This window comes from Paraburkholderia sp. (assembly GCF_028283785.1).
Lineage (GTDB): Bacteria > Pseudomonadota > Gammaproteobacteria > Burkholderiales > Burkholderiaceae > Paraburkholderia.
This window is the reverse complement of sequence record NZ_JAPWKB010000019.1, coordinates 98,505-117,467: the sequence shown is the minus strand read 5'-3', so window position 1 is coordinate 117,467 and position 18,963 is coordinate 98,505. Positions and strand designations below refer to the sequence as shown.

18 protein-coding genes and 1 pseudogene are annotated in these 18,963 nt (G+C 63.0%); 10 read left to right on the top strand and 9 right to left on the bottom strand.

What is annotated here, in order from left to right; genetic code table 11:
- Positions 1–15: 15 nt before the first annotated feature.
- Together PW947_RS22840 and mpl are read right to left on the bottom strand one after the other, a co-directional pair.
- Positions 16–645 (bottom strand): YqiA/YcfP family alpha/beta fold hydrolase, encoded by a 630-nt coding sequence (locus PW947_RS22840; RefSeq protein ID WP_299634685.1) that lies wholly within the window; start codon positions 643–645, stop codon positions 16–18.
- Complete coding sequence (mpl, locus tag PW947_RS22835) at positions 642–2,069, bottom strand: UDP-N-acetylmuramate:L-alanyl-gamma-D-glutamyl-meso-diaminopimelate ligase (protein WP_299634684.1); 1,428 nt, start codon at positions 2,067–2,069, stop codon at positions 642–644. Before mpl ends, PW947_RS22840 begins: the two co-directional genes overlap by 4 nt.
- 306 nt (positions 2,070–2,375) lie before the next feature.
- On the opposite strand from mpl, the gene PW947_RS22830 reads away from it, so the two are divergent.
- The 10 genes from PW947_RS22830 (at position 2,376) to PW947_RS22785 (ending at position 10,342) form a co-directional block, all read left to right on the top strand.
- A complete protein-coding gene (locus PW947_RS22830) occupies positions 2,376–3,029 on the top strand; it encodes a UDP-N-acetylmuramate--alanine ligase (RefSeq protein WP_299634683.1) in 654 nt (217 codons plus the stop codon).
- Between the two features lie 10 nt (positions 3,030–3,039).
- Complete coding sequence (locus PW947_RS22825; protein ID WP_299634682.1) at positions 3,040–3,582, top strand: TlpA disulfide reductase family protein; 543 nt, start codon at positions 3,040–3,042, stop codon at positions 3,580–3,582.
- 194 nt (positions 3,583–3,776) lie between these two features.
- Positions 3,777–4,016, top strand: a complete 240-nt coding sequence (locus tag PW947_RS22820; protein ID WP_299634681.1) for a hypothetical protein — start codon at positions 3,777–3,779, stop codon at positions 4,014–4,016.
- A 70-nt stretch (positions 4,017–4,086) separates the two neighbouring features.
- Positions 4,087–4,551 (top strand): acetyl-CoA carboxylase biotin carboxyl carrier protein, encoded by a 465-nt coding sequence (accB, locus tag PW947_RS22815; protein WP_299634680.1) that lies wholly within the window; start codon positions 4,087–4,089, stop codon positions 4,549–4,551.
- Between the two features lie 113 nt (positions 4,552–4,664).
- Positions 4,665–6,032, top strand: a complete 1,368-nt coding sequence (accC, locus tag PW947_RS22810) for an acetyl-CoA carboxylase biotin carboxylase subunit (RefSeq protein ID WP_299634679.1) — start codon at positions 4,665–4,667, stop codon at positions 6,030–6,032.
- Positions 6,033–6,034: 2 nt separating this feature from the next.
- Positions 6,035–6,937, top strand: coding sequence for a 50S ribosomal protein L11 methyltransferase (prmA, locus tag PW947_RS22805; RefSeq protein WP_299634678.1), 903 nt, complete (start codon positions 6,035–6,037; stop codon positions 6,935–6,937).
- Positions 6,938–6,985: 48 nt separating this feature from the next.
- Positions 6,986–8,209, top strand: coding sequence for a DUF3426 domain-containing protein (locus PW947_RS22800; RefSeq protein ID WP_299634677.1), 1,224 nt, complete (start codon positions 6,986–6,988; stop codon positions 8,207–8,209).
- 92 nt (positions 8,210–8,301) lie between these two features.
- Positions 8,302–8,802, top strand: coding sequence for a thiol peroxidase (gene tpx, locus PW947_RS22795; RefSeq protein WP_299634676.1), 501 nt, complete (start codon positions 8,302–8,304; stop codon positions 8,800–8,802).
- 92 nt (positions 8,803–8,894) lie between these two features.
- Complete coding sequence (locus PW947_RS22790; protein ID WP_299634675.1) at positions 8,895–9,833, top strand: carbohydrate kinase family protein; 939 nt, start codon at positions 8,895–8,897, stop codon at positions 9,831–9,833.
- A gap of 32 nt (positions 9,834–9,865) precedes the next feature.
- The gene (locus PW947_RS22785; RefSeq protein ID WP_299634674.1) at positions 9,866–10,342 is read left to right on the top strand and encodes a glycine zipper 2TM domain-containing protein; all 477 of its coding nucleotides are present in this window, start codon (positions 9,866–9,868) and stop codon (positions 10,340–10,342) included.
- A gap of 278 nt (positions 10,343–10,620) precedes the next feature.
- Here the strand turns inward: PW947_RS22785 and PW947_RS22780 are convergent, their stop codons facing one another.
- The 7 genes and pseudogenes from PW947_RS22780 to ccsA all read right to left on the bottom strand — a co-directional run bounded on the left by PW947_RS22780 (position 10,621) and on the right by ccsA (position 18,891).
- Positions 10,621–11,400: a histone H1-like DNA-binding protein gene (locus tag PW947_RS22780; protein ID WP_299634673.1), complete on the bottom strand. Its 780-nt coding sequence runs from the start codon at positions 11,398–11,400 to the stop codon at positions 10,621–10,623.
- Between the two features lie 29 nt (positions 11,401–11,429).
- A complete protein-coding gene (locus tag PW947_RS22775; RefSeq protein WP_299634672.1) occupies positions 11,430–11,756 on the bottom strand; it encodes a hypothetical protein in 327 nt (108 codons plus the stop codon).
- Between the two features lie 88 nt (positions 11,757–11,844).
- Positions 11,845–13,047: a ribonucleotide-diphosphate reductase subunit beta gene (locus tag PW947_RS22770; RefSeq protein ID WP_299634671.1), complete on the bottom strand. Its 1,203-nt coding sequence runs from the start codon at positions 13,045–13,047 to the stop codon at positions 11,845–11,847.
- 627 nt (positions 13,048–13,674) lie between these two features.
- Positions 13,675–16,677 carry a ribonucleoside-diphosphate reductase subunit alpha gene (locus PW947_RS22765; protein WP_299634670.1) on the bottom strand — a complete coding sequence of 1,001 codons (3,003 nt, stop codon included), beginning with the start codon at positions 16,675–16,677 and terminating at the stop codon, positions 13,675–13,677.
- A 333-nt stretch (positions 16,678–17,010) separates the two neighbouring features.
- Positions 17,011–17,620, bottom strand: a pseudogene (ampD, locus tag PW947_RS22760) (1,6-anhydro-N-acetylmuramyl-L-alanine amidase AmpD).
- Complete coding sequence (locus PW947_RS22755) at positions 17,617–17,940, bottom strand: PP0621 family protein (RefSeq protein ID WP_299634669.1); 324 nt, start codon at positions 17,938–17,940, stop codon at positions 17,617–17,619. Before PW947_RS22755 ends, ampD begins: the two are co-directional and overlap by 4 nt.
- A 6-nt stretch (positions 17,941–17,946) precedes the next feature.
- Positions 17,947–18,891 carry a cytochrome c biogenesis protein CcsA gene (gene ccsA, locus PW947_RS22750; RefSeq protein WP_299634668.1) on the bottom strand — a complete coding sequence of 315 codons (945 nt, stop codon included), beginning with the start codon at positions 18,889–18,891 and terminating at the stop codon, positions 17,947–17,949.
- Positions 18,892–18,963: the final 72 nt, after the last annotated feature.

Genomic DNA, 18,963 nt, shown 5'->3' with positions numbered 1-18,963 from the left:
GCTGCCTTTCGCGTGTCAGGCTGCGGCGCGCGGTGCGTCGGTTGCGGGCGGCGTCGGCGATGCCGCGACGCCGTCGCAAAAGGCGAGGACGTCGTCGAGATACTGCGGAAACTCGCTGATCGCATGGTCGCTGCCTTCGATCAGCGTGGTGCGCGCGCCGGGATAATGCGCGAGCATTTCACGGTAGTCGAGCACCTCGTCGCCGGTCGCGGCAATCAGATAATAGCGTTCGGGACGCGTGACCGACGCCACCCCAAGCGCGCGCAATTCGTCCAGATGACGCGGTTCGACGACGATACTGCCGCCGCCGTGCCACAACGGCTGCTCGCCCAGATACTGGCTCAGGTCGCGCTGCGGCACGACCGCCGGATTCAGCAATACCGCCGGCCAGCCGTGCTTTTCGGCGAGATGCGTGGCGAAATAACCGCCCAGCGAACTGCCGACCACGGTGACGCGTGAAGGCGCGCCGGCGTCGAGCGCTTCTTCGACGCATCGCTCGGCCAGCGCGATCGCGTCGAACGGCGACACGGGCAGCATCGGACAACGCCATTCGGCGCTACGGCCGAGTTCCGCGAGACGCGCCGCCATCACGCGCGCCTTGAACGAATCCGGCGACGAGCGAAAACCGTGCAGATAGAGAATCACGCTGTGCCTCTTACAGTAGCTGATGCGGCGTCCGACGACGTCCGCGACGACAACGCATCGAGCAGCTTCTGATGCACGCCGCCGAAACCGCCGTTGCTCATCACGAGCACCTGATCGCCCGGCCGCGCGACCGTAACCACGGCTTTGACCAGCGCGTCGAGGTTGTCGAACGCCTGCGCTTTCGCGCCGAGCGGTGCAAGCGCTTCGCCCAGATTCCAGCCGAGCGCGTCGCGGCCGGCCGGTGCGCCGTAGCCGAAGACGAGATCGGCATCGGTCAGGCTGGCGGGTAGTTGCGCCTTCATCACGCCGAGCTTCATCGTGTTCGAACGCGGTTCGAGCACGGCGAGAATGCGCGTGTTGTCGCGACCGACGCGCGTGCGCAGTCCGGCGACGGTGGTTTCGATCGCCGTCGGGTGATGCGCGAAGTCGTCGTACACGGTCACGCCGTCTACGCTGCCACGCACTTCCATGCGGCGCTTGACGTTACGGAACGTGGACAGCGACTGCGCGGCTTGGGCGGGCGGCACGCCGACACTGCGCGCGGCGGCGATCGCGGCGATCGCGTTCAGCCGGTTATGCTCGCCCTGCACCTGCCACTCGACGACACCGACGCGCGCGGCATTGTGATACACCGCAAAGCGCTCATCGACGGCGACGCCGTCTTCGGCGGCCAACGCTTCCCAGCCGCCCTGCACGCCGAAGCGTTCGACTTCGCTCCAGCAACCGCGCGACAACACGCGTTGCAACGCGTCCTCGCGGCCATTGCTGACGACCCGGCCAATGCCCGGCACCGTGCGAACCAGGTGATGGAATTGCGTTTCGATGGCCGCGAGATCCGGGAAGATGTCGGCGTGATCGAATTCGAGATTGTTCAGGACAGCAGTGCGCGGCCGGTAATGAACGAACTTGGAACGCTTGTCGAAAAAGGCCGTGTCGTATTCGTCCGCTTCGATCACGAAGAAACTCGAATCGGTCAGCCGCGCCGATACGCCGAAATTCAGCGGCACGCCGCCGATCAGAAAGCCCGGATTGAGGCCGGCGTCTTCGAGCAGCCAGGTCAGCATCGAACTGGTGGTCGTCTTGCCGTGCGTGCCGGCCACGGCCAGCACCCATTTGCCGTTCAGCACGTGCTCGCCGAGCCATTGCGGACCGGATACATACGGCAGACCGCGATTCAGGATCGCTTCCATCAACGGATTGCCGCGCGACACCACGTTTCCGATCACGAACAGATCGGCATCCAGGCCGTTCAACTGATCCGCATCGTAACCCTCGATCAGGCCGATGCCCTGGGCTTCGAGCTGGGTACTCATGGGCGGATAGACGCCGGCATCGCAGCCCGTCACCGTGTGACCGGCCTCGCGCGCGAGAACCGCGAGACCGCCCATGAACGTGCCGCAGATGCCGAGGATGTGGATATGCATAAGCCTGTCGCGCCGCGCGGGCGATGTGTGCGTAGGAAGAGTGCGCCGGAACGGTCCCGCCGGTTCACGCGGACGCCGGTGGTGCGCTGCGACTGTTGCCGCCAATGCGCCCGGAAGCCGCTGAAAGGACCGTCTCGTAAAGAAGGCTATTGTAACCGACCGACTTGCGCCGCCCCACGGGAACGGGGCGCTCCGTCCCCATCGGTTTTCCGGGCGGACCGCCCGGCCCGTGGCCGGTCGAGCGTCGCCGCGCCGCCGACCGCCCGCCTCAAAAGACCGGCCGGGATTCTCTAGTATGATTAAGACATGGTTCGCAAATCACATTTCGATCCCACGCGGGTGCGCGAGGAAATCGCAATCGCCGCGGCGAGGATGATCGCCGAAGACGGTCTGGACTACGCGACGGCAAAGCGCAAAGCGGCGCGTCAGGTAGTGGGAGAGTCGCGCGTGGCCGGTGAATGGCTGCCCGACAACGATCAGATCGAGGAAGAAATCCGCGAGTATCAGGCGCTGTTCCAGGGCGACAGCCAGCCCGCCGTGCTGCGGCGGCTGCGCCAGGTCGCACTCGAATGGATGCGGCGCTTCGAACCGTTCAACCCGTATCTGACGGGCGCGGTGCTCGGCGGCACGGCTGGCGAGCATTCGGACGTGCATCTGCAGGCGTTCTGCGATAACCCGAAAGAAGTCGCGATCTATCTGCTGAACGCCAATATTCAGTACGACGTGTCGGAAACCCGGCATTTCGCGGGACGCGGCTACGTCGAAACCCTCAGTTTCCTGTGGCGACCGCCTCACGAGGGCCGCACCGCCGACCCCGTCGGCGTGCACGTCGCGCTTTACAGTACCGACGACCTGCGCGGCGCAGTGCGCGCCGATGCGCGCGGACGCACCGCGCGCGCGGGCGTGCAAGTCGTTCAGGCGCTGCTCGCCGAGAGCGGCACGGCCTCCTCTCCTAATTAAGCAGACCAGCATGAAAACATCCCGATTTCTGGCAGGCATCGTGGTCGCGGGCATCGCGGGCATCGGCGGTGCCGTGGCGAGCCACTGGCTTTTCAACGACGCCGAAGTCGCGCACGCCGCCGCGCCGTCGCATAGCCCGGTCGATCAACTGTGGGCCGCCCAGGTCACCAACGTCGACGGCAAGCCGCAATCGCTCGCGGCATTCAAAGGTCATCCGGTTGTGATCAACTTCTGGGCGTCGTGGTGCGCGCCGTGCGTCGAAGAGATGCCGTCGCTGTCGGCGCTGCATCGCGAGTATCAGAAAAAAGGCATCGAATTCGTCGGACTCGGCGTCGATTCCGACAAGAACATCAAAGCCTTCCTACAGAAAGTGCAGGTCGATTACCCGGTCTTCGTCACCGGATTCGGCGGCGCCGACCTCGCCCGCGCCTTCGGAAACAACGCCGGCGGCTTGCCTTATACGGTCGTAATTGACGCGAAAGGCAACGTTCGTTCGACAAAATTAGGTCAAATTGTCCCGAAAGAGCTGAAGCAGACGCTCGACGCACTTTGAAACGCAGATTCGCGAGTGCTTGCGTTACAGACCGGAAGCGCGAAATAACCGGCTAATATCGCGAAATTGCCTGAAGTTCGGCGTTCTCCGCGCAGCGCGGAAGCGGCGGAAATGGGTCCGCGACCGCAGGAAACTAGACAAGTTTCTCTAATCGGCGCTAAAGTGCGCCCAATTCCACGGAAAAAGAAGCGACCATGATCCGACTGCAGGCCCGCCACGGCCACCACCCCGATCGTCCCGGCAAGCGGGAATCCGGGGTCGACGGCTGGGCGACGCTTTCGCAGACCGGTTGGACGCAACGCCAGCATCACTCGTATTTCTCCGCGCGTCCGACGGCCGATTCTTACGGCAACGGCGCAACGAGCTATCTGTACGCACGCGATTTCGCGCCCGTCTTTCCGGCAGCGTTGCCGGACGGTTCGTCGCGCGGCTGACTCCAACACACCAATTCGGCGCCGGTTGTCCTGTGACGACCGGCCCTCCACGCATTGAAAGGGGATGCTCATGGATCTACGTAAACTCAAAACTTTGATCGACCTCGTGTCGGAGTCCGGCATTTCCGAACTCGAAGTGACCGAAGGCGAAGGCAAGGTCCGCATCGTCAAGAATGCGCCGCCGGTTTACGTGCAGCCGTCCACTTCGTACGCGCCGCAATTCTCGCAACCGATGCCGATGCATCCTGGTGCCGAAGCCGCTGCAGCCGCACCGGCAGCGCCGGCCGTCGCTGCGCCGCAAGGCCACGTCGTGACGTCGCCGATGGTCGGCACGTTCTACCGCGCGCCGTCGCCGGGCGCCGAGCCGTTCTTCCAGGTCGGCGATACGGTCAAAGAAGGCCAGACCATCTGCATCATCGAAGCGATGAAACTGCTGAACGAAATCGAGTCGGACACGTCCGGCGTGGTGAAGGAAATCCTCGTCGAGAACGGTCAGGCCGTCGAATACGGTCAGCCGCTCTTCGTGGTCGGCTAAACGCGGCACGTCGTTCGTTTGCCGCCCGCGCGCCCGCATCGAGGCGCGCGCCGATCCTCTGGGGCAGCCGCCGTTTAGTCGTCGCGGCGCCTATTGATGAGTCGAAACCCGCTATGTTTGAAAAAATCCTCATCGCCAATCGCGGCGAAATCGCGCTCCGGATTCAACGCGCGTGTCGTGAGCTCGGCGTCAAGACGGTCGTCGTCTACTCCGAAGCCGACAAGGAAGCCAAGTATGTGAAGCTCGCCGACGAAGCCGTCTGTATCGGCCCGGCGCCTTCCAACCTGAGCTACCTGAACATGCCGGCGCTGATCAGCGCCGCCGAAGTGACCGACGCCGAAGCGATTCACCCCGGCTACGGTTTCCTGTCGGAGAACGCCGACTTCGCCGAGCGCGTCGAGCAATCGGGCTTCGTGTTCATCGGACCGCGTCCCGAAACCATCCGCATGATGGGCGACAAGGTCACGGCCAAGCAGACCATGATCAAGACCGGCGTGCCGTGCGTGCCGGGTTCGGAAGGCGCCTTGCCGGACGATCCGAAAGAGATCGTGAAGATTGCCCGCCAGGTCGGCTATCCGGTCATCATCAAGGCGGCCGGCGGCGGCGGCGGTCGTGGCATGCGCGTGGTCCACACCGAAGCGGCGCTGGTCAACGCGGTCAACATGACGCGCGAAGAAGCCGGCCGTGCATTCGGCAATCCGCAGGTCTACATGGAGAAATTCCTGGAGAACCCGCGGCACATCGAAATTCAGATCCTGTCCGACTCGTTCAAGAACGCCGTCTGGCTGGGCGAGCGTGACTGCTCGATGCAGCGTCGTCACCAGAAGGTGATCGAAGAAGCGCCGGCGCCGGGCATCGCGCGCCGTCTGATCGACCGGATCGGCGATCGTTGCGCGGACGCGTGCAAGAAGATGGGCTACCTGGGCGCGGGCACGTTCGAGTTCCTGTACGAAAACGGCGAGTTCTACTTCATCGAAATGAACACGCGCGTGCAGGTCGAGCATCCGGTCACGGAACTGATCACGGGCATCGACATCGTCCAGGAACAGATTCGCATCGCCGCGGGCGAAAAGCTGGCGTTCCGTCAGCGCGACATCCAGTTCAAGGGTCATGCGATCGAATGCCGGATCAACGCAGAAGATCCGTTCAAGTTCATTCCGTCGCCGGGACGCCTGACGTCGTGGCATATGCCGGGCGGCCCCGGCATCCGCGTCGATTCGCACGCGTACAACGGCTATTTCGTTCCGCCGAACTACGATTCGATGATCGGCAAGCTGATCGCCTACGGCGCGACGCGCGAGCAGGCCATCAAGCGGATGCGGATCGCGTTGTCGGAAATGGTGGTCGAAGGTATTTCGACCAACATCCCGTTGCATCGCGAGCTGATGCTGGACGCGAAGTTCGTCGAAGGCGGCACCAGCATCCATTACCTCGAAAACCGTCTGGCCGCGAAGCAGCAGGCCGCACCTGAAGAAGCGTAAGCATGAGCTACCGGGAACTGATCGTCGAGCTGGAACGCGACCGGGCTGAAGCGCTGTCCGATGCATTGCTCGACCTGGGCGCGCTGTCCGTGTCCGTGGAAGACGCGGACGCCGACACGCCCGACGAGCAGCCGCTCTTCGGCGAACCCGGTCTCACGCCGGAACGCACCGCGTGGCAGCACTCGCGCGTGATCGCGCTGCTCGCGGCGGAGCATGATCCGGCGTTGCTGCTGGCGGCCGCCGCGAACGAGCTGTCGCTCGTGCCGACGCCGTCGTTCAGCGTGCGCGATGTCGAGGAACAGGATTGGGTGCGTCTGACCCAATCGCAATTCGATCCGATCAAGATCGGCGAACGGATCTGGGTCGTGCCGTCGTGGCACGACGCGCCGGACCCCGACGCGCTGATCCTCGAACTCGATCCGGGCCTTGCATTCGGCACCGGTAGCCACCCCACCACGCGTCTGTGCATGGAATGGCTCGAGCAGAACGTGACGCCGGAAATCTCGGTACTCGACTACGGTTGCGGCTCGGGCATTCTCGCGATTCTTGCGAAGAAATGCGGCGCCGACCCGGTGACCGGTATCGATATCGACCCGCAAGCGGTCGACTCCGCGCGTCAAAACAGCGAGCGGAACCGCGCAGACGTGACCTACGGCCTGCCCGATGATTGCCCTGCCGGCGAGTTCGATATCGTCGTCGCCAACATTCTGTCGAACCCGCTGAAGCTGATGGCGTCGATGCTGTCGTCGAAGGTAAAACCCGGCGGACGCATCGCGCTGTCGGGGATTCTGGCGCGTCAGGCAGAGGAAGTGGCGCAGGTGTACCGGCAGTGGATCGACATTGCTGTCTGGCGTGAACACGAAGGCTGGGTATGTCTGGCCGGAACACGCCGCGAAAATCATTAGAATAAGCCGTATTGTCAAACCAACGGCCTTCGGGTCAACCGGCTCAATATGCTCCTGGCGACGCGCTGTCCCTTCTGCGAAACCGTTTTCCGGCTCCAGCCCGCGCAGTTGTCGCTGCGTCGCGGGTTGGTCCGGTGCGGACATTGTCAGGAAGTCTTCGACGCATCGAGCAGTCTCTACGAAACCGCCGACGAAGCCGACTTCTCGACCGCCACGCCCATCTCGGCCAGCACTGCGGCAACGCTGGTTGCAGGCCCGCAACCGTTCTCACTGGATTTCTCCGCTGAAGCCTGGAACCCGTGGGCGCCCGCGCCCGACGTAAGGTTCGACGACAGGCTGCGGCATAGCGTCGACAACGTGCCGCTCGCGTCCGTCGCGGCAGGCGTGGCCGTCACGCCGCGTCAGCCGGAGGTCGTGCCGCGCGCACGGGCGGAAGCCCAGGCGTTCGAACCCGAGCTTCGCGAGACTCACGAAGAGCCGGCGTTCACGCACGCGCCCGAACCGGCGATGCCCGACAACGAGCCGATGCTGCATCCCGTCAGTCCGGTCATCGAAGAGCCGGTGGCGGACGAATGGCCGACTGTCTGGCGTCCCATTTCGCGTACGTCGGAAGATCCGACGCTGCATCGCACGCTCGAACCCACGCCGTACACGTCGATCGACGAGCCGCATCTGCATCGCAGCGGCGAGCCCGCCGTCGCCGCTGCCGCCGAACCCTTCACGGTCCATCCGCCGATCGATCCGGTCAATCCGTTTCCGGTCGTGCGCGAAATCCGCGAGATGCCGCCGATGCATCGCGGCCGGATGATGGCGGGCATCGCGATTGCGGTGTTGTTGCTGATCACGCTGCTCGCGCAGATCGCGTGGTGGCAGCGCGAAATGGTGATGGTGTTCTGGCCCGGCGCGCAGGACGCGTACCGCACGGTGTGTGCGCCGCTCGGTTGCCGGATCACGCCGCCGCACGATATCGACGGCTTGCAGGTCGAACCGTCTGATTTGCGTCAGGTCGACGGCGCGCACAAGCTCGAACTGAAGATGCCGCTGCGCAACCGCTTCAACGTCGCGCTCGCGTATCCGGCGATCGAACTCACGCTGCTCGACGCACAGAACAACGTCGCGATCCGGCGCGTGCTGTGGCCGCAAGACTACGTGACGCCTGGCACGTCGATCCCTGCCGGCTTGCCGCCGCGCACCACGCAGACGATGATCGTGCGCCTCGATACCGGCCCGGTCGTCGCATCGAATTTCCGCGTACAGATTTTCTATCCGTAACGCATCCTGATGCGCCCGCTCGCCGTGCGGCGGTGGGCGCATCCCATGTCTAGCGTCGTCATCCGACGACGTCCAACTTTTCGGAGCACAACATGAGTCAGGTCACGCTGGGTGGCAACCCGATCGAAGTCGCCGGTACGTTCCCGTCGGTGGGTGCGAAGGCGCCCGCTTTCTCGCTGGTCGGCAAGGATCTGAAGCCGGTCACGCTCGCCGATTTCGCCGGCAAGCGCAAGGTGCTGAACATCGTGCCGAGCCTCGACACGCCGACCTGCGCCACGTCGACGCGCAAGTTCAACGAAGCCGCAGCGAAGCTGACGAACACGGCCGTGATCGTCGTGTCGGGCGACCTGCCGTTCGCAGCCGGCCGTTTCTGCACGACCGAAGGCATCGAGAACGTCGTCACGGCCTCGACCTTCCGCGGCCATGAGTTCGCGCAAGCTTACGGCGTGGACGTCACGAGCGGCCCGCTGACGGGTCTGACGGCACGCGCCGTCGTCGTGCTGGACGAGAACGACAACGTCGTTCACGCCGAACTGGTCGGCGAGATCAAGAACGAGCCGAACTACGACGCAGCACTCGGCGCATTGAAGTAAATTGACGAACGGCGGGCGGCGCGAGCGTATCGTTGAATACGCCGCCTCGCCCGCCGTTGCACATCTGAAGAATTTTTAGAGGAACGTTTGCCTTGTCTACGCTGATTTGCGGTTCGCTCGCCTACGACAACATCATGACTTTCGAAGGCCGTTTTCGGGAGCAGATCCTGCCCGAGCAGGTGCACATCCTGAATGTGAGCTTTCTCGTGCCGACGATGCGCCGTGAATTCGGCGGTTGCGCCGGCAACATCGGCTATTCGCTGAACCTGCTGGGCGGCGACGCACGCATCATGGGAACGCTCGGCGCGATCGACGCGCAGCCGTACCTCGACCGCTTCGATGCGCTCGGTCTGTCGAAAGACAGCGTGCTGGTACTGAAAGACACGTACTCCGCGCAAGCCATGATCACCACCGATCTCGAGAACAACCAGATCACCGCCTTCCACCCGGGCGCGATGATGCAGTCGCATCTGAATCGCGCCGACGAACCGAAAGGCGTCACGCTCGGCATCGTCGCACCTGACGGCTTCGACGGCATGGTCCAGCACTGCGAGCAGTTTGCCGCCGCGGGCGTGCCGTTCATCTTCGATCCGGGCCAGGGTTTGCCGCTGTTCGACGGCGAGACGCTGCGCCGCATGATTGAACTTGCCACTTACGTTACGGTCAACGATTACGAAGCTAAACTGGTTAGCAACAAGACGGGCTGGTCGGAGCAGGAGATCGCAAGCCGGGTCGACGCACTGATCGTCACGCGCGGAGAACACGGCGCGCAGATCCATCACGCGGGTGGCGTCGAAGAGATTCCTGCCGTTACGGCACAGCAGGTGCTCGACCCGACCGGTTGCGGCGATGCATTCCGCGGCGGCTTGCTGTACGGCATCGAGAACAGCCTCGGCTGGGCCACCACGGGCCGTCTCGCGAGCCTGATGGGCGCGCTGAAGATCGAACACCAGGGACCGCAGAACTACGCGCCCACCCGCGCGGATATCGAAGCACGGTTCAAGCAGGCGTTTGGATACGACCTGCCGTAATACCGTAGACCGAGTTAATTGGAGTACTGGGTATGAAAACAATGAGTCGCTTCGTCGTGGCCGCGCTGGTGGTCAGTTCGCTCGCGATGTCGGGCTGCGCGTACAACAGCAGCTCCGCCGACGTCTACACGGCCTCGCAGGCACAGCGCGAAGAAACGGTCCGCATGGGCACGGTCGACAGCGTGCGTGCGGTGAAGATCAGCACGAACAACGGCCAGCCTAGCGGCCTCGGCGCGATCGGCGGCGGCGCACTCGGCGCGGTGGCCGGCAGCGCGCTCGGCGGCGGTCGCGGCTCGATCGTCACGGGCATCATTGGTGGCCTGGCCGGCGCGATCGCCGGTAACTCGATCGAAAACGGCGCCGCCAATCGCGACGGCCTCGAGATCACCGTGCGTCTGGACAACGGCGATTTGCGCGCCATCACGCAGAGCGCCACCGGCGAGATTTTCCGTGCCGGCGACCGCGTACGCCTGCTGTCGAGCGGCGGCGTGACCCGCGTGACGCACTAACGCATTCAGGCAACCGGGCGAACAGACAGGCACACAGGCACACGCTAACGGCCTCCCGCTTTCCCCACAGCCGAAGCGCCTCTGGCGCAACGGCTGACCTCGAAACGCATGCGCTCCCCTGTGCATGCGTTTTTTTTCGTCTGTGCATCGTGAACGCGCCGGATGCGCAGACGAAAAAAAATCCCGCCGCCGGCAAGCCGGTCGACGGGATCTGATTGAGTAGGTACTACTCAACCGACGGACACATCGCGATGTGTCTGATTCACTGCATCAGATTGTTACGGACGGCTGCCGGTCGGGAACGGCCATGCTGCAGCCGGATTCAACGCGGTCTTCACCGTTGCTGCCGGTGCGCTCGATGCAGCGGGAGCAGCCGGAGCCGGTGCAGCTTTCTTCGCAACAGCCTTCTTCGCAGGCGCAGCCTTCTTGGCCGGTGCAGCAGCCTTCTTGGCCGGTGCCGGTGCCGATGCGGCCGGTGCCGGAGCGGCAGCCGGTGCAGCAGCAGCCTTCTTCGCAGCAGGCGCAGCCTTCTTCGCGGCAGCCTTCTTCGCAGCCGCCGGAGCCTTCTTGGCAGCAGGGGCCTTTTTAGCAGCAGGCGCCTTCTTCGCGGCGGCCTTCTTCGCAGGCGCAGCCTTCTTCGCCGCTGCCTTCTTCGCCGGTGCAGCCTTCTTCGCCGCTGCCTTCTTCGCCGGTGCAGCCTTCTTCGCTGCTGCCTTCTTGGCCGGCGCTGCCTTCTTCGCTGCAACCTTCTTCACTGCAACCTTCTTGGCTGCAACTTTCTTCGCCGGTGCTGCTTTCTTGGCCGGTGCTGCCTTCTTCGCCGCAACCTTCTTCACTGCGACTTTCTTGGCTGCAACCTTCTTCGCCGGTGCTGCTTTCTTCGCCGGCGCTGCCTTCTTCGCTGCAACCTTCTTCACTGCGACTTTCTTTGCAGCAACCTTCTTCACTGCAACTTTCTTCGCTGCAACCTTCTTGGCCGGTGCTGCTTTCTTGGCCGGTGCGACCTTCTTCACTGCTGCTGCCTTCTTGGCGACAGGTTTTTTCTTGGCAGTTGCCATGTTGTGCTCCTTCAGGTTTCAGATGAGAGTCAGTTCAAACTACACCCTTCGTCAAAACCCGCTTCTCGCAGACGCTTCTCAGGGCGCGCGCTACGAAGCGGGCTATTCATCGGCGTACGCAGGTGCTGCGCGCTTACGCTAATGAATACGGCAAGGCGCGCCGTGCCATCGGGCACCGCGCGCCAAATCCAGTCGGCGTCGGATCTCGACGCCGGCAATCGCTTGATCGTGCCGCCGGCCATCCGGCCAGCGGCATTTTCCGGGGGGAAGTTTGCCCAACCCACTGAAGGGCACGCAAAGGGTCTGTCATGTATGTGGACCGCGAAGCCACGCGGCGCACCGGACACGCTTTGCATCAGGCGTTTAAGCTCCTAACCAATTCCGCCGCGGCCGAAGCCGGCGGCATCCCCATCAAAAATGATGTGACGTGCAACACGCTCAGGGTCATTCCCAGGTCAGCGCGCCGCCCGTCTGATATTCAATTACGCGCGTCTCGAAGAAGTTGCGTTCCTTCTTCAAGTCGATCATTTCGCTCATCCACGGGAACGGGTTTTCCTCGTTCGGGTACAGCGGATCGAGACCGATCTGCTGGCAACGGCGGTTGCAGATGAAGCGCAGATAGCTCTTGAACATCGACGCATTGAGGCCGAGCACCCCGCGCGGCATCGTATCTTCTGCGTACCGATATTCCAGCTCCACGGCCTCTTTGAAGATGTCGCGGATTTCCGCGCGGAACTCAGCGGTCCACAGCTGCGGATTTTCGAGCTTGATCTGGTTGATCAGGTCGATGCCGAAATTGCAGTGCATCGACTCGTCGCGCAAGATGTATTGATACTGTTCCGCCGCGCCGGTCATCTTGTTCTGGCGGCCAAGCGCCAGGATTTGTGTAAAGCCGACGTAGAAGAACAGGCCTTCCATCACACATGCGAACACGATCAGCGAGCGCAGCAGCGTCTGGTCGGTCTCAAGCGTGCCGGTCTTGAAACCCGGATCGGTCAGCACGTTGATGTACGGAATCAGGAATTCGTCTTTCTCACGGATCGACTTGACCTCGTGATAGGCGTTGAAGATTTCACCCTCGTCGAGACCCAGCGATTCGACGATGTACTGGTATGCGTGCGTGTGGATCGCTTCTTCGAACGCCTGGCGCAGCAGGAACTGGCGGCATTCGGGCGCCGTGATGTGGCGATAGGTGCCCAGCACGATGTTGTTGGCGGCCAGCGAATCTGCGGTCACGAAGAAACCGAGGTTGCGCTTGACGATGCGGCGCTCGTCTTCGGTCAGCCCGTTCGGGTCTTTCCACAGCGCGATGTCGCGGGACATGTTCACTTCTTGCGGCATCCAGTGGTTGGCGCAACCAGCCAGATACTTTTCCCACGCCCATTTGTATTTGAACGGCACCAGCTGATTGACGTCAGTCTGGCCGTTGATGATGCGCTTGTCGGCAACGTTCACGCGCGCTTCGGTGGATGCAACCGGAGCAGCCGGTGCAGGCACTGCGAAGTCGGCAGCGAAAATGTTTTGAGCCGAAGGCGCCTGGTGAGTGGAGAGTACTCCGCCAGCCGAAACCGCAGCGTCGCGCAACACGTTTTGTTGCGAAGCGCTCGACGGTGTTACGGCAGTGATCTCGTCATCCCAGTTGAGCATAAATGTCACCATCAATTTAGATCGGTTTGTACCATCTTTTCGTGAGCGTTAAAAGAGTTTGCTCACGAAAAATCTTGTTTTCGATTCGCGTTGCCACCTTCATACAACACTTTGTTCAACAGACTGTGAGAGCCATGTTGCGTGATGCTTCGTGAGAAGCGATCGGCTGATGTGTTGAAGAGGTGCTTCGCTGTATCGAACATGCATCGCGTCGTCGTGATTCGATGCACGTCGAAGCTCTGCTACTGCATACGCTGCGCGTACGTTTTGCGTGAGCTTCATGTGTCGTTGCGAATGTGTTGCCGTTGCCTTTTCGTCAGCGCGAGCGAGTCGAAGTTCAACGTTTCGAGAGAGCGCGGTGAAGAAAGTGCGGACCGCCTGGCCGGTGATGCGTGTGCTGCGTACCTGTGTCGCGTCGTGCGATGAAGCGATCACGTTGCGGCGATCGTCGCGTGAGAGGTACGGTGAGTGCAGCGGCATGCTGCGTGCTGCACTCACCATCCTTCTTCTTATCTCCTGCTGCTACTGCGCGCGGACAGTTACCGGTCGACTACTGTCCGCTCCCCGTACCCCGTCTTTATCCTGTTGCGAGACGAAGCGGCGACGCTGCGGTGTTGCGCTGCCGGGTTACTGGCAAGCCTCGCATTCGTCGAAACCCGCATCGCCCGGACGCATCATGCAGACCGGACCTTCCGCTTCCGGCTGCTCCGCGACCGACGCTGCTGCGACTGCCGGTGCTGCCTGAGCGGCTGCCTGATAGCCGCCGTTCGCGCCGCCGTTCGACGACGCGCCGCCGCCGAAGCCGCCTGCTGCACCGCCCGAACCTTCGCCGCCGCCCGAGCTCACCGCGTTCAGCGCGCCGTGTGCCACCGTCGACTTCTCGACGTGCGTTGCCGCCATCGTGCGGAGGTAGTACGTGGTCTTCAGACCGCGCAACCATGCAAGCTTGTAAACCTCGTCGAGCTTCTTGCCCGACGCGCCGCCCATGTAGATGTTCAGCGACTGCGCCTGATCGATCCACTTCTGACGACGCGAGGCCGCTTCGACCACCCACTTCGCGTCGAGTTCGAACGCCGTCGCGTAGATCGCGCGGAGGTCGGCCGGGATGCGGTCGATGCGCGACAGCGTGCCGTCGAAGTACTTCAGGTCGGCGACCATCACTTCGTCCCACAAACCGCGTGCCTTCAGGTCGCGCACCAGGTAGTCGTTGACCACCGTGAATTCGCCCGACAGGTTCGACTTCACGTACAGGTTCTGGAACGTCGGCTCGATACACGCGGACACGCCGATGATGTTCGAGATCGTTGCGGTCGGTGCAATCGCCACGCAGTTCGAGTTGCGCATCCCGTACGTTGCAATGCGGGAACGCAGTTCGGTCCAGTCCATCGATTCGCTGGTGTCGACTTCGACGTAACCGCCGCGCGCTTCTTCCAGCAGCTTCAACGTGTCTTGCGGGAGGATGCCGCGATCCCACAGCGAACCACGGTAGCTGGAGTAACGGCCGCGCTCTTGCGCCAGTTCCGTCGACGCGTAGTACGCGTAGTAGCAGACCGCTTCCATCGACGTATCGGCGAACTTGACCGCTTCGTCCGACGCGTACGGCGTGCGCAGCAGATGCAGGCAGTCCTGGAAGCCCATGATGCCCATGCCGACCGGACGGTGCTTCAGGTTCGAGTTACGTGCCTTGGCGACCGCGTAGTAGTTGATGTCGATCACGTTGTCGAGCATCCGCATCGCGACGCTGATGGTGCGCTTCAGCTTGTCGTGGTCGAGCGTCAGCGAACCGTCGGCTTCTTTCTTCAGGTGAGCGACCAGGTTCACGGAACCCAGGTTGCACACCGCGATTTCGGTGTCGCTGGTGTTCAGCGTGATTTCCGTGCACAGGTTCGACGAGTGCACCACGCCGACGTGTTGCTGCGGCGAACGGATGTTGCACGGATCCTTGAACGTGATCCACGGATGGCCGGTTTCGAACAGCATGCCCAGCATCTTGCGCCACAGTTGCGCCGCCGGAATCTTCTTGAACAGCTTGATCTCGCCGCGCGCTGCCTTGTCTTCGTAAGCGGTGTAAGCCTTTTCGAACGGTGCGCCGAACAGGTCGTGCAGGTCCGGGCAGGTGGACGGCGAGAACAGCGTCCAGTCGCCGCCTTCGTGCACGCGCTTCATGAACAGGTCGGGAATCCAGTTCGCCGTGTTCATGTCGTGCGTACGGCGACGGTCGTCACCGGTGTTCTTGCGCAGCTCGAGGAATTCCTCGATGTCCAGGTGCCACGTTTCCAGGTACGCGCACACCGCGCCCTTGCGCTTGCCGCCCTGGTTCACGGCCACTGCCGTGTCGTTGACGACCTTCAGGAACGGCACGACGCCTTGCGACTTGCCGTTGGTGCCCTTGATGTGCGAACCGAGCGCACGCACGCGCGTCCAGTCGTTGCCCAGACCGCCGGCGAATTTCGACAGCAGCGCGTTTTCCTTCAGCGCTTCGTAGATGCCGTCGAGATCGTCCTCGACCGTGGTCAGGTAGCACGACGACAGTTGCGAGCGGCAGGTGCCCGAGTTGAACAGCGTGGGCGTCGACGACATGAAGTCGAAGCTCGACAGCACGTTGTAGAACTCGATCGCACGCGCTTCACGGTCGATCTCGTTCAGCGACAGACCCATCGCGACACGCATAAAGAATGCCTGCGGCATTTCGATGCGGGTGTTTTCGATGTGCAGGAAGTAGCGGTCGTACAGCGTTTGCAGGCCGAGGTAACCGAATTGCAGGTCGCGATCCGCGTCGAGCGCGGCGCCCAGGCGCTTCAGGTCGAACTGCAGCAGCTTGTCGTCGAGCAGACCGGCTTGCGCGCCCTTCTTGATGAATTGCGGGAAGTACTCGACGTAGCGCTGGCCCATTTCGCCTTGCGCGACTTCTTCTTCGAGGATTTCGCGGCGGATCGTGTGCAGCAGGATGCGAGCGGTGACCTGGCTGTAAGCCGGGTCTTTTTCGATCATCGTGCGCGCAGCGAGAATGGCCGAGTCGTAGACCTGCGTGAGCGGCACGCCGTCGTACAGGTTCTTCACCGTTTCAGCGATGATCGGATCGGCGCTCACGGCGTCGCCGAGGTTCGCGCAGGCGGCTTCGACGATGCCGCGCAGCGCCTGCATGTCCAGCGGACGCACGATACCGTTGTCGGTCACGGTCAGACCCGGCGCGCCGCCCGTCACTTCCGCGTCGTGGTGACGCTCTTGCGAGCGCTTCTCGCGATACAGCACGTAAGCACGCGCGACGTTGTGTTCGCCGCCGCGCATCAGCGCGAGTTCGACCTGATCCTGGATATCTTCGATGTGGAACGTGCCGCCGTTCGGACGGCTGCGCAGCAGTGCGCGCACGACGCTTTGCGTCAGTTGTTCGACCAGTTCGCGCACACGCGCCGACGCTGCGCCCTGACCGCCGTTGACGGCCAGAAATGCCTTGGTCACCGCGATCGCGATTTTCGACGGCTCGAACGACACCACGCTGCCGTTGCGGCGGATCACCTTGTAGTCAGCAAAGGTTGCCTGCGGCGCGAGTGCCTGAGCGTCCTGGCTGCCGGACGGCATGCCGGTGGAAGCGCCCTCGAACCGGGTCGTCACGTTGTCGGTGGTTTGCATGTGCAAAGCTCCTGGTCTTGATAATGTGCGGAGAAACCGCGGATTAGTTCGATCGCTGCGCTGCCGCGCGCGCAAGCGTGAAAGTACGGAAGGCATTGATTTTTTAGTTGCCTGGAATGCGTGCGGCGCCGTGCTCGTCGAGCCGGGCGCCGCCTTGAAACACTATATGTAGTGCCGAAATCTGTTTCCGGCACCAAGTATAGTTAAATTACGAGATGGATCAACGGATTTATTTGGCCACGCGGCCTTGACAGAGCGCGAAGCCAATACGGGCGGGGAAATGCGGCCTGGCGCACATTTGTCGCAGCCCGCGACCCTTGCCGCGAGCGGGACTCAGGCTGCTGAAGGATTGTGCAGATAGGGAAAGAAAGGATTCGCGAGCGCGGTATCGCGTTGCAAACGCGACCAGTCGAAGTGCGGACCGGGATCGGTCTTGCGACCCGGCGCGATGTCGGCGTGACCGGCGAGCGCGCTCACCGGATAACGCGCGGCAAGCGCGTTCACGAGCGCGCCGAGCGTCGCGTATTGCGCGGCTTCGAACGGCGTCGTGTCGCTGCCTTCGAGCTCGATACCGATCGAGAAATCGTTGCAACGTTCGCGGCCGAAAAAATTCGATACGCCCGCATGCCATGCACGCGCGTTGCACGACACGAACTGTTCGAGTGCGCCGTCGCGATGGATCACGAAATGCGCGGACACGCGCACGCCGCGCAGATGCGCGGTCGTAGTACGGATGCGCATCGCAGTCGAGACGGTTCTGGAACAGTTCGGCAATCGCGCTGCCGCCGAATTGATCCGGCGGCAGGCTGATGTTGTGGACGACGATCAGCGTCGGCGCGACGCCTTCCGGACGCGCCTCGCAATTCGGCGACGGCAGGTGCCGCGCGTGCCCGACCCAGCCGTTTTCATCGACGGCGAAGCGGCCGTCCTGCACGACGCTCATCGAGCGTCGCGACCGGTCGGACGCGACGCGTGACGTTGCGCGTGCGCAGTGCAGCAAAACGGCTGCCCAGCGATCACGATCGAATCGCTTTTCGGCGCGTGCACGCCGCACTCGGCGCAACGGATCATCGGCTCGGGGAGTTGCGGCGAGCCGGACGCGCGCTTTTGCGCACCCGGGGCCGCGCCTCGCGCACCTTGATTCGCCTGCGCGTCGTTAGCCGCGCCGTTGCGTTGCGCCGTACGGGCATCGTTACGACGCAGCCCCTTGACGAGCCACTGGCCGACGATGAACAGCAGGATCAGCAGAAAAATTTGTCGCATGAACGTTCACACCACAGGACGGTGCAGCAGCACCTCGAAGACGAACCGGCTGCCGACATACGCCAGCAGCAACGCCACGAACGACGCGAGCACCCAGCGCAACGCCGCGCGACCGCGCCACCCCGACACGCGACGCGCGGTCAGCAGCGCGCCGAACATCACCCACGACAGGATCGCGAACACGGTCTTGTGATCGAGCGACAGTGCGCGGTCGATCAGCTGTTCACTGAACACGATGCCCGATACGAGCGTCAGCGTCAGCAAAACGAAACCGGCGGCGATCAGACGGAACAGCAGCTTTTCGAGCGTCAGCAGCGGCGGGAGCGTGTCGAGCCAGCTCGACAGCCAGCCGTTTCCGGCAGCCGCGGACGCCGCCGCCAGGCGCTGAGCGTTCGTGCCGCGCATCGCATGCAGACGACGCTCGACCAGCAGCATCAGGATAGCGTGCAGTGCGGCGATCGCGAACAGGCCGTACGCGATGTTCGCGATCAGGAAGTGCAGCTTGAACATCGGCGCGGCGGCGTACGGCAGCACGCGCACACCGTTGAAGCCGAGCGGCAGCAGCGACGCGACGAAGGCAAGCGGCAACACCAGCAGCCGCAAACCGTCGAGCGGGAAGAAAAAACTTTCGATCCAGTAGATGCCGGCGCCGAGCCAGAACATCGCCGACAACGCGAACGCGAAACCGAAGTACATCGCGTTGGCCTGGAAAATCGTGGTGTGCAGCAACACGCCGTGCGCGAGCAGCGCCACGGCCAGCAACGCGCGCCCCGTCGCGCTCATGCCCGACGCGGCGGAAATCGCGGTTGCGCCGACAGCCACGCCGCCGACCGGCATGGGCGGCACGCTTTCCATCAGCGGACGCATCGCGGCGTTGCGATGCGAGCGCCACCCTGCGACGGCAAGACCGCCATAGAGGAGCGCAGTGAGGGCATACAGTACAATATCCATATTCGAAGTTTACACTAGGCCCCTTGTCCGCGACGTCTTCCGCTTCGCACTTGCAGCGGGCCCCATCGCTCA